The organism is Psychrobacter sp. Sarcosine-02u-2, assembly GCF_002836335.1.
Classification (GTDB): domain Bacteria; phylum Pseudomonadota; class Gammaproteobacteria; order Pseudomonadales; family Moraxellaceae; genus Psychrobacter; species Psychrobacter faecalis.
Genome location: NZ_PJBX01000167.1, coordinates 45,172 through 54,673, shown reverse-complemented (window position 1 = coordinate 54,673; position 9,502 = coordinate 45,172). Strand labels below are relative to the sequence as shown.

The 9,502-nt window shown below is 41.6% G+C and carries 9 protein-coding genes; 4 read left to right on the top strand and 5 right to left on the bottom strand.

What is annotated here, in order from left to right; genetic code table 11:
* Window positions 1–15: 15 nt before the first annotated feature.
* A complete protein-coding gene (locus CXF58_RS09290; RefSeq protein ID WP_102077311.1) occupies window positions 16–387 on the bottom strand; it encodes a hypothetical protein in 372 nt (123 codons plus the stop codon).
* 237 nt (window positions 388–624) lie between these two features.
* A complete protein-coding gene (locus CXF58_RS09285; RefSeq protein ID WP_102077310.1) occupies window positions 625–1,302 on the bottom strand; it encodes a hypothetical protein in 678 nt (225 codons plus the stop codon).
* 940 nt (window positions 1,303–2,242) lie between these two features.
* On the opposite strand from CXF58_RS09285, the gene CXF58_RS09280 reads away from it, so the two are divergent.
* Entirely contained in the window at window positions 2,243–2,593 is a 351-nt protein-coding gene (locus CXF58_RS09280; RefSeq protein ID WP_102077309.1) for an IS630 transposase-related protein, read from the top strand.
* Window positions 2,568–3,092 carry an IS630 family transposase gene (locus CXF58_RS09275; RefSeq protein ID WP_145989807.1) on the top strand — a complete coding sequence of 175 codons (525 nt, stop codon included), beginning with the start codon at window positions 2,568–2,570 and terminating at the stop codon, window positions 3,090–3,092. The genes CXF58_RS09280 and CXF58_RS09275 overlap by 26 nt, the downstream gene beginning before the upstream one ends.
* Window positions 3,093–3,216: 124 nt before the next feature.
* Here the strand turns inward: CXF58_RS09275 and CXF58_RS09270 are convergent, their stop codons facing one another.
* A complete protein-coding gene (locus tag CXF58_RS09270; RefSeq protein WP_068405819.1) occupies window positions 3,217–3,420 on the bottom strand; it encodes a CsbD family protein in 204 nt (67 codons plus the stop codon).
* Between the two features lie 491 nt (window positions 3,421–3,911).
* Between CXF58_RS09270 and CXF58_RS09265 the strand changes: the two genes are divergently transcribed.
* Window positions 3,912–4,601, top strand: coding sequence for a TetR/AcrR family transcriptional regulator (locus CXF58_RS09265; RefSeq protein ID WP_180952563.1), 690 nt, complete (start codon window positions 3,912–3,914; stop codon window positions 4,599–4,601).
* A 127-nt stretch (window positions 4,602–4,728) separates the two neighbouring features.
* The gene (locus CXF58_RS09260) at window positions 4,729–6,927 is read left to right on the top strand and encodes a molybdopterin oxidoreductase family protein (protein WP_102077306.1); all 2,199 of its coding nucleotides are present in this window, start codon (window positions 4,729–4,731) and stop codon (window positions 6,925–6,927) included.
* Window positions 6,928–7,083: 156 nt separating this feature from the next.
* Here the strand turns inward: CXF58_RS09260 and CXF58_RS09255 are convergent, their stop codons facing one another.
* The gene (locus CXF58_RS09255; RefSeq protein ID WP_102077305.1) at window positions 7,084–8,409 is read right to left on the bottom strand and encodes a D-amino acid dehydrogenase; all 1,326 of its coding nucleotides are present in this window, start codon (window positions 8,407–8,409) and stop codon (window positions 7,084–7,086) included.
* 68 nt (window positions 8,410–8,477) lie between these two features.
* Entirely contained in the window at window positions 8,478–9,230 is a 753-nt protein-coding gene (locus tag CXF58_RS09250; protein ID WP_102077304.1) for a CAF17-like 4Fe-4S cluster assembly/insertion protein YgfZ, read from the bottom strand.
* Window positions 9,231–9,502 lie beyond the last annotated feature (272 nt).

Genomic DNA, 9,502 nt, shown 5'->3' with positions numbered 1-9,502 from the left:
TATTATCAGAAATTATCAGTCTTCTTTGATTTTAATCACGTTGTAGCTTGGATAATCAAGCTCGATTTTATAGTCTTTACTGCCGCGGCGAGCCTTTACTTTTATTTTACTGTCGCCTTTTTTGTATCTGACGTCTTTGACCCGATAACCCATATTGCTGACCTGATTGGCCGCGCGCTGCTCGATAGCAGGCTGATAAAGCTCTTTATCAATAGACTTGATGGTTTTCTTGTGTTTCTTATAGATTTTAGTGTCTTTGTAAATGTCTTCATAAAGGTCGCCATAAGCATTGTAGCCGGGCGCGGTGACGCAGGCAGTCGTTATGGACAGTAACGCGACAATCATACTGCTCGCCGCGGTGGTTTTTAATAACGTATATTTTTTCATAATATCCTCTCATGCTATTAAAGGCATTGGTAACTCGTCTATATCAGCAAGGTTCTATGCTAAAAACGACACAATAAAAAAATGGTCAAATAAACCAAGGGCTGGCTTATTTGACCAAGGGCATCAAGTCATCAACGATGCCAAAATCTTTATCTCATCCATTTATACCTATTTTATTTACGGCTACTCTTATGCGTGGCATAAAATATTTATACAAAATTTTAAACGGTGTTTATATTAATCTTTTTCAATCTTAATCACATTTAAGTTTGGATAGCCAAGTAAAATCTCATATTCTTGTGAGCCGCGTTTGGCTTCAATTTCAAACACACCGCGACCGTTTTTTTCTTCAAATTCAATATCTTCCACACGGTAGCCCATTGACCTTACTTTGTTGACAGCGCGCTGTTTAATGGCTGGGTAACGAGAATCACGTTTGATACTGTCTTCGATATCATCGTTTTTATAGCGTTTATTATTTTTATATTTGCCATGGTTTCTATACTTATCTTTCTTATAGTCGTATTTATCATAACGGTCTTTATCGTATCTATCATCTTGCCAAACATTAGAGGAACCTCTTTTGTTTGAGCTGATGAGTCTTAAATCTGGATAGCTATATTTAAGTTCGTAGGTTTGATTGTTCTTTCTAGCGATGGCAGTAATAACACGGTTGCCACGATAGTTATCAGAACGAATGTCTAGCACTTGATAACCTTTACGGCGTAGGTCATTGCGCAGCGTTTGGCTGACACGCTTATAATCAGTATTACCATAATCACCACTATCGCCATATATTGGATAATTTCCATAACCTGGATCAACAACGGCACAACCAGCCACCGTCCCTAATAAAGTCAACGCCAGACCCGTAGATATTGCAGCCTTAAATGAGAAAGCGGATAGAATTTTCACAATAAAATCTCCCTTGGAGTAACCGGTGATGTGGATAAGGAACGGTCATTTATCAGGTACACTTTTAATAGTACATAATTACCAATCTATTTAGTCAAATAATGACCAAGGTCGATATTTGTTTCTTATTACTGAAATATTTTCTTACATACACATCATAAGACTAAAAAATCATCTTTCCATGTCTTTGGTGTTAATAAGTTGTAAATTTTGCAAATAGTTGCGTAAGCATTCGACACTTTAGGTGACTAAGGCGTTGCTAAATTTAATAAATGTCGCTAACACTTTTAATGACTAATATAGGAAGTATTAAATAATTAAAGATATATGTAAAAATTATTTTAAATTTATCAATAACTTAGATTGAGATATTGGCTATCTTAAAATCGACGTAAGCATATGCTTACACGCATTGACGCTTACGCGACTTAACACATGGTGCATAATTTGACACTATACACACACGGCATAAGGGAATGTGACTCAAGGATTGAGTTAACCGTATTAAGGATAATAGTTCAATCGCTGGCATCAGGATGATAAAGGCAATTGAAATAAGGACACATGACCCGTGCTGCAGGCAGATAATGCCAGTAGTAGTCAGAACAAATGGGCAGGATGCCCGGCTATCACAAGATACTCAATATCTTGCAAGGATGCAGCGATAAGAGTGGTGATGGGTAACACGGATGGTTAACAATAAAACCGCATAACAATTAATTGCTATGCGGTTTTATCGTGTCTGGGTGTTAAAAATTCCCTATGCATATTTTCTCAGAACATGGTCTTCTCAGAAAACTTCTATCATGCCAGTTATCGCCAATGATAACGACCTCATATTTTTATCGTTAAAATCCATAAGCCAGTATGATGAGTATAGTCAATTCCACCTAAAAGTGTTATAAATTAATTATCAAATCCAATTGTTATTATAAAGACCATGACTTACTCACTAGATTTTCGCAAACAGGTACTAAAAAGCTTAGACGAGGGTATGACCTTTGCCGAGGCGGCTGAGTTTTATAATCTGAGCCCAACCACCATACAGAACTGGAAGCGGCGTGTTCATAGTAAAACAACCAGGCAAACCAAGCCCTATAAAATACCAGATGATGTGCTACTTAATGATGTCAAAGAGTATCCCGATGATTACCAGTATGAGCGAGCTCGTCGTCTAAACTGTAATAAAACAGGCATTTATCATGCCCTAAAGCGCCTAGGCATCAGTCAAAAAAAAGACCTTAGAACATCCAAAAGCCTGTCCAATCAAAAGAGCGATATATCACAGTAAGCTTGATACTTTTAAACAACAAGGCTATCCCATCGTTTATATGGATGAAAGTGGTTTTGAGCACGAGACCATTCGCTCTCATGGTTATGCACCGATTGGTAAACCCTGTATCGATAGCTACAACTGGCAAGGTAAAAAGCGAACCAACGTTATCGGTGCTCTCTATGAAAAGATGCTGTTTGCACTAGATTACTTTAAGCACAACATTAACAGCCGCATATTCTACGAATGGTGCAAACACAAGCTGATCCCAAGTCTTAAAACCAAATGCGTGATTGTGATGGATAATGCCAGATTTCATAAGAAGAAGCGCATTCAAAAGCTACTGAACAGGCATGGTCATCGTATTCTATGGCTGCCACCGTACAGCCCTGACTTGAACCCTATTGAAAAAAAATGGGCTCAAGTAAAGTTTCTACGCCAAGGCTGGTTGGAAAACGACTTATCCAAGTTGTTTTATGATGTTTGTCCTAACCATAACAATTTTATTTTGAACTGATTATAGTTACTTACAAACAATAAAAAAGCATAGACGATAAAAAAAGGCCACATTAAATCAATGCGGCCTCTTTCAATAAATAGCTTATAAAAATCTATAAGTAAGAAAATTCTTATAAGACAAATTAGTATTTGTTTTCAACGCGCCATGCATCTACTTCGCGCTCAGCGTCATCTTTACTGTGACCATAACGCTCTTGGACTTTACCCACGAGCTTATCACGGCTACCTTCGATATGTAGTAAATCATCATCAGTTAGGTCAGCCCACTTCTGCTTGACCGTACCCTTCATCTGTTTCCAATCACCTTTTAGCGTATGTTCGTTCATTATTATAATCCTTATTTTAGTTATCAAATCTTTACGGTAAATAGTTTAAAAATTCTAACGCTATAAACCGTAAAGTGCTTTAGGAGCAAGTTATTATTTATGATTGTTCTTGTTTATCTCGTACTGTTTTAAGTACTTTACAGCTAGCCCGTGGCTAACTTGTGATACCAATATATGAATTTCAAACCGCCGTGTCTGTATGAGCAATGTTTGTAGTGTTGCTTAATTATGGTCATTGCTCTTGCTGTGTTATGGAGGGCATAGTTGTGTAATAGACAGGGTACTTTGTCAGAGCGATACGTAAAGAAAACCAGCAGCCAAATCTCTACCTATATAGTGCGTTGTCCTTTTTTATGTCTTTATCAATCCTAATTATAAAACTATTAATGGAAAATAAAACCTTTTACGCATCTGATTGTAGACTTGTTATTTAAATAACTATAAGCTTATAGCTGAAATCATAAGCCTTAGACAATGAGGACAGAATAACAGTGAGTCCACTTAATACCGTAAACGCGACAAGATTAGATACGAAGCGTGAGCTGGCAAAAGCCAAAACCCGTCGTGCCTTATTAAAAAGTGCGCTGCAGCTTTATAGCTTAGAGGGCGCTTGCGGCATGAGTATGAACAAAATCGCTAAAGGGGCGGGAATCGCTCAGCCAAGTTTTTATAATCATTTTGACAGCGTAGAGGCGCTACAAAGTGAGTTGAGTAGGCAATTAAAAGACAATTATTTATCACCGATGCGTAAGGCGTGGGCAGATATGCTTGGAGATTATCCAACGCTGTCTAGAGCGGCGTTCAATCAGCGCTGTCAGCATTGCTTGACGCTGATTTTTACAGCCGCCTTTCAAAATATTAGGTTGTTCCAACGGTTACTCGAAGACAGTCTACGCTTTGATTTGCGAGTAGAAGATAAAGGTTTGGGAAGTTTGTTTACCGACATACGTGAAGAATGGACAAAAATATTTATCCAAGGATTGCAGTCAGCCGAGTGTTCTTTTGAGACGTTTGAAGTTTATCTCTGCGTTGATAGTGCGAGCGCGCAAGTTCATGAGTTGATATTAGGCTGTCATCAAGGACGTTATTCACAGCAGCAAGCGATTGCTATACTGTGCAAAAACTTTGATAGGCTTTTTGGCGGATTTTTTATCAATAATGAGCAAGTAATAAGTCGCTAGTGAGCAAATTAATGCTGAGCTCGCAAAATTTTTAAGACTTACGAATCGATTGATATCGTAAAATCCATATCATAAAACGGAATTTAGTTAACGAAAGCGATAGTAAAACATCACAGGGAGCGTGGCCATGAGCAGTAAACAAACCAAGACGAATGAGCAAACACATTTTAGAACCTGCAATCTGTGCGAGGCGATGTGCGGTATTGAAATAAAGCACGATGGAGCAAAGGTATTATCGATTAAAGGTGATAAAAATGACCCATTTTCTAAAGGTTATATTTGCCCAAAAGCAACCGCCTTACAAGATTTACATGAAGACCCAGATCGCTTGCGTCATCCCATCGAGAGGACGGCTAACGGTTGGAAAACAGTCAGCTGGGATGAGGCGCTTGATAAAGTAGCTGCTGGCATACAGTCAGTACAAAAGAAACACGGCCAAAATGCTTTTGGTGTTTATTTAGGCAATCCTAACGTCCATAATTTGGGCGGCATGCTGACCATTAAGCATCTATTAAGCAGTATCAAGACCCGCAGTCGTTTTTCTGCAACCTCGGTCGATCAATTACCGCACCATATCGTCAGCATGCACCTGTTTGGGCATATGCTGCGTATCCCCGTGCCTGACGTCAATCGTACCCACTATATGCTCATCATTGGTGGCAATCCGCTGGCATCTAACGGCAGTATTATGACCGCGCCAAATATGCGCCAAAAGCTCAAAGACATCAAAGCCCGCGATGGCAAAGTAGTAGTGATTGATCCACGCCGTACCGAAACTGCTGACATTGCAAGCGAGCATCAATTTATTCGTCCAGCAACCGATGTTTTATTTTTGCTTGCTATGCTCAATGAAATCTATGCCCAAGGTTACGCCGATAAAGCACAGACTAATAATAGAGCGGCGGCGCTTGCGCCAGAGATTGCGCGCTTGGCAGACTTTGCTAAAGACTATAGTGCAAAGACAGTTGCTGATATTATTGGCATTGCCGCAAATGAGATTAAACGACTGGTTAAAGAGTTTTGTGAAGCTGAAAGCTCGGTCTGTTACGGGCGCATGGGCGTATCGGTGCAAGAATTTGGCTTATTAAGCCAGTATTTGATTATGGTGATTAATATCGTCACCGGACGCTTGGATGAAGTGGGCGGCCTCATGTTCCCCAATCCTGCGCTCGATGTGGTTAATAACTCTGGCCCAGGTTATTTAGGTAAACGTCATAGCCGCGTGAGTAACTTGCCTGATTTCAATGGTGATTATCCTGTCGTAGCGATGGGTGACGAGATGCTGGTAACAGGCGAGGGTCAATTAAAAGGCTTTATGACCGTTGCTGGCAATCCTGTCCTCAGTACGCCAAATGGTAAAAAGTTAGATAAAGCCTTTGCCAATTTGGATTTTATGGTCGCAATTGATTACTTTGTCACAGAAACCAGCCGGCATGCCAATATTATTTTGCCACCCGTCTCGCCGCTAGAGCGTGACCATTATGACGTTACCTTTAATAATTTTGCCGTACATAATGTCGCTAAATACTCTCCAGCATTGTTTGCTAAGAAAAAAAGTGCCAAACACGATTGGCAAATCTATTTAGAATTAGCAAAACGCCTCGATAAAAAAGCGCCGCTTACGACCAAAATTGAGCGCCGATTGGTTAAGACTTTAGGACCGAAATTCTTGCTTGAGCAAGGCTTAAGACGCGGACCTTATGCTGGCATGAATCTAAATAAACTCAAGAAAAAGCCACATGGACTTGATTTAGGCACGCTCAAAAGAATGCTGCCGCAGGCAATAAAGCACAAAGATAAGCAAATTCATCTTAATATTGATTTTTATCAAGCCGATTTAGCGCGCGTGCAAACGATGATGCAGGATTATGATGACAAACAGATTTTACTTATCGGTCGGCGTCATGTACGCAGTAACAATTCATGGCTGCATAATAGCTATCGCTTGGTAAAAGGCAAGCCACGCTGTACGCTGATGCTGCATCCTGAAACGGCGCAACAGCATAGTATTAAGGATGGACAGGAAGTAAAAGTGACCTCGCGCGTTGGTAGTGTGATTATTACCGCAGAAGTCACCGATGAGCTAATGCCTGGCGTAGTCAGTATTCCTCATGGTTGGGGTCATGGGCGCAAAGGTGTGCAGCAAAAGATTGCGCAAGCGCATGCCGGAGTCAGTGTTAATGACTTGACGGACGATACCTTAATCGATCAGCTAAGTGGTAATGCAGCAGTCAATGGCGTACCTGTGCAATTGCAAGCAATCGAGCCAGAAGAGGTTAACTTAGATACAACTATTTCTGACACTGAAGCAACCACTGCTGCTTAAAATTAAGCTAAGTTAGAAGTTGTACGTCTAATTAGAAAGGCGCTTACTTATAGTGGTAGCGCCTTTTTTATGCTTCTCATTTTACGTTCCTAATTCTTACGTTCCTAACTCTTATGTTTCTAACTCTTATGTTTCTAACTCTGACGTTTCTGATTTTTAATTTCCTAAGCCAACAAAATCAAAATTAACCGGCGGCGTTTCACCTTGTATCAATAAACTGAGCGCCTTTGCCGAACCACAAGCATGGGTCCAGCCAAGCGTGCCATGACCGGTATTTAACCATAAATTATCAAAGCTGGCATTGGCATCATGACTACCATGACGGACTTGACCATGATGCGCGCGCCCTATTAAAGGCACATTAGAAGGTGTCATCGGGCGCAATCCCGTCCAATATTGCACAGAATTGGCAATGATACCTTTGGGGAATAACTGCTGGACGCGGCGGGTAATGGCTGCACAGCGCGTGCTATTTAAATCCATATTATAGCCGTTAAATTCCGCCGTACCTGCGACGCGTAATTTGTCACCAAGGCGCGAGGTGACTAATTTAAACTCATCATCAATAAGGCTAACGAAAGGTGCTAAATGTGGCGCACGCGGATTGACTTGATAAGTGGCTGAATAACCTTTGGCAGGGAAAATAGGCAGATGAATATTGAGCGGTTTCATGAGCAATACGCTATAGCTGCCAAGCGCTAGCACATAACTGTCGGCACTAAAAGTCTGTGCGTTTTCGCCCTTGGGACGAATGGTCATACTATGCACGTGCGGGCGAGCAGAATGGGCGTCAGTATTTAACGCCAAGATATCGGTATCGTATAAAAATTTCACGCCAGCATCGATGCAGCGCTGCGCCAAACGCTGGGTAAATACAAGCGCATTACCCGATTCGTCACGGCTGGTATAAGTCGCGCCTTTGAGCTTATGCGCGATAGGGTAAAGCGCAGGCTCAAGGCTAATAGCATTATTAATATCTATCACATAACGCTCACAGCCGAGCTCTTGCATACGCTCGGTTGGTGCAATGGCAGCGTCAAACTCAGCTTGGTTGGTATAAAAATGCATGATACCGCGCGTTTGCTGCTCGTAATCAATACCAATATCAGCACGCAGCTGCTGCAAAGTATCTCGTGAGTACAAGCCCAAACGCACCATTTGTACCAAATTGGCATCTGCACGATCTGCGCGGCATTCTTGTAAAAATTGCATCGCCCATTTCAACTGCGCTTTATCAGCTCGCAAGCGGTAGAGCAGCGGCGCATCTTCGCGAAACAACCATTTCAGCGCTTTCATCGGTGTACTCGGATTTGCCCACGGCGTCGCGTGCGAGACGGATATCTGCCCACCATTGGCAAATGAGGTTTGCATACCAGCAGCAGATTCGCGCTCAATGACAGTCACATCGTAGCCTGCTTGCCGAAGATACCAAGCGCTGGTCACGCCCACCACACCTGCTCCGAGTACCGCAATATGGGTCATAAATTGCTCTGCTGCGTTTTAGTAAAAGTACTTTTTAAAATACCAAATGGACTACCAAACTTTTCACGTTATTTTTGACGGGCGACATCCGCTTGTAGTGCTGGTGGTAAATCTAATATCGTAAGCTCGCTATCGGCCAAATGCTCTGGGCGGGCAACGACCAAAGCTTTAAAGCTATTGGCATTTATATCATCATCAGCAATGGCATTGACCACCTGAATTTTCTCTAGCTTATCACCTGCGGCTGGCGCCTCACCTGTGCCGCTAACATAATGTAAAAACGCTTTTGGCGCGGCTTTAAAGTAAATACGGGCAATGACTTCTTGACCGAGGTAGCAGCCTTTATCGTAATCCATACCGCCGCGCTGATGTAGGCGCAGCTCTTGCGGCTGAAACTCGCCTCGTGTGTCCGCGACTATCCAATAGTTACCCGCTGCAAGACTCGCTTGCATCCACGCTTGGGTGTCATCGATAGTATTATGCTCGTCTTTATGACTAAAGGTTGGTACTCCATCGAGTACGCAAGGATAAATGGGCGTTGGTGCACTGGTATCAAATTTTGAAAAGGCGCCAAACTTTTTAAGATGCGCTTGCAACGCCTCAGCGCAATCGGCACTGATGACTACATCAAAATGCTTTTCGTCTTGTTTTTTAATCCAAAGGCCAAAATCGATACGACCTTTTAAATTGCTAAGCGCCGTTGCTTGATAGCTAAGCCCAAGCTTAGTGACATCAGAGGTCAGCTGCCCTTGTAAGAACTTTGCGGCATCTTCACCTTGAATGGTTAGTTGAACAAATTGTGGCAATGTTGATTGAGTCATTATTATTGTCCTATTTATGAGTCGCTATAGCCTCAGATATTAGGGTTAATACTGAGTGATTAAAGTCGTTATAAAATTTACTGTTAAAATAATGCGAAAAAGTCGTTATTTAAGTTTTTACCATCTTTTTAGTACCTAAAGACAAATGGTGATCAAATCAAATTTGGTTACAGCAGAGTACCACAAAAAACCACGTGATAAAAAACGTCCGCGTTAAGGGATAAGCGAATGTATCAATTAGTCACAGTTCTGTGTTTACAAGCGTAGCGATT

Bases quoted from the DNA above. Each gene is read 5' to 3' on its own strand.
- CXF58_RS09255 (WP_102077305.1), bottom strand. From the start codon at position 8,409: ATGACCCATATTGCGGTACTCGGAGCAGGTGTGGTGGGCGTGACCAGC.
- CXF58_RS09280 (WP_102077309.1), top strand. From the start codon at position 2,243: ATGACTTACTCACTAGATTTTCGCAAACAGGTACTAAAAAGCTTAGAC.
- CXF58_RS09250 (WP_102077304.1), bottom strand. From the start codon at position 9,230: ATGACTCAATCAACATTGCCACAATTTGTTCAACTAACCATTCAAGGT.
- CXF58_RS09260 (WP_102077306.1), top strand. From the start codon at position 4,729: ATGAGCAGTAAACAAACCAAGACGAATGAGCAAACACATTTTAGAACC.
- CXF58_RS09290 (WP_102077311.1), bottom strand. From the start codon at position 387: ATGAAAAAATATACGTTATTAAAAACCACCGCGGCGAGCAGTATGATT.
- CXF58_RS09270 (WP_068405819.1), bottom strand. From the start codon at position 3,420: ATGAACGAACATACGCTAAAAGGTGATTGGAAACAGATGAAGGGTACG.